The organism is Streptomyces sp. NPDC024687 (assembly GCF_055559055.1).
Genome location: NZ_JBVHLJ010000031.1, coordinates 1 through 1,297, shown reverse-complemented (window position 1 = coordinate 1,297; position 1,297 = coordinate 1). Strand labels below are relative to the sequence as shown.

At 68.9% G+C, this 1,297-nt stretch carries 1 protein-coding gene; it reads right to left on the bottom strand.

Annotated elements, in window-relative coordinates:
- Window positions 1-29: 29 nt before the first annotated feature.
- Window positions 30-1,231, bottom strand: a protein-coding gene (locus tag ACZ39I_RS41770) for an IS3 family transposase (protein WP_467250976.1) whose coding sequence is annotated in 2 segments (ribosomal slippage) — window positions 30-940 and window positions 940-1,231 — 1,203 coding nt in all. Because the reading frame shifts where the segments join, the coding sequence is not laid out codon by codon here.
- Window positions 1,232-1,297 lie beyond the last annotated feature (66 nt).

Sequence of the window (1,297 nt, the reverse complement as noted above, 5' to 3'; positions counted from 1 at the left end):
GGGCCTTGACCCGGAATCTTGGACACGGGCTATGCGGCTTGGGCCAGGGTAGTTGATGTTGTGTCGAGTGCTGTCTCGTAAGCGATGGGGCTGCGTTGTCCGAGGCGGGAGTGACGGCGTCGGGTGTTGTAGCGGTTGAGCCAGCCGAACGCGTCGAGGCGGGCTTCGCGTTCACTGGACCAGATCTTGCGGCCCTGGAGCGTCTCGCGTTTGAACGTAGCGTTGAAGGACTCGGCGAGTGCGTTGTCCGCGCTGGAGCCGATCGCGCTCATGGACTGGCGGACGCCGGCCTGGCGGCAGGCGTCGGCGAAGGCCCGGCTGGCGTATTGGGCGCCGTGGTCGGTGTGCAGGACCGCCCCGGCGAGGCTGCCGCGGGTCCGTTCGGCGGCGGCCAGGGCGTCGGTGACGAGGCCGGTGCGCATGTGGTCCGCGATCGCCCAGCCGGCCAGGCGGCGTGAGGCGAGGTCGATGACGGTGGCCAAATACAGGAACTTCCCGCCGTCCAGCGGGAGATAGGTAATGTCGCCGACGTACTTCGTGTTCGGCTCGCTCGCGGTGAAGTCGCGGCCGATCAGGTCCGGGGCCTTCGCCGCGGCCGGGTCCGCGACAGTGGTGCGGTGTCTGCGGCGCAGGCGAACGCCCGCCAGACCGGCACCCCGCATCACCCGCGCGATCCGCTTGTGGTTGATGCGCTCACCCGCGTCGCGAAGCTCGGCGGTGATCCTAGGGACGCCGTAGGTACCGCCTGATCCGTGGTGCACGGCCCGTATCCGGTCGGCAAGGCGGGCGTCGGCCGCCTGCCGGGCGGCCCGGTCTGCGGCCGTCCGGCGCCAGTAGTAGAAGCTGGAACGGGCGATGTTGAGGATGGTGCACAGCCGCTTCACGCCGTAGCGGCGCTGGTGGTCGGCAACGAACTGGAAGCGGTTCACCAGCGCGTCTCCCCGGCGAAATACTTCGCCGCCTTGCGCAGGATCTCGCGTTCCTCCTCCAGCTCGCGGACCTTCTGGCGCAGAGCGGCGTTCTCCGCCTCCAACGGCGTCGGCGGCTCGGTCGCCACCTCCGTCCGGCGTCCCCGCGGCCGGCTCGCGCCCGCTGCCCGCACCCAGTTCCGCAAGGTCTCGGGGTTGATTCCCAGATCGGCAGCAACCTGCCGGATCGTCGCCTCGGGCCGCGACTGGTACAGCGCGACCGCGTCCGCTTTGAACTGCGGCGGATAGTTCTTCATGACCACGAGATGTCCGTTCTCAGATCCTCAGGATCCAGTGTCTCGTGTGTCCAGGATCAAGGGTCAAGGCCC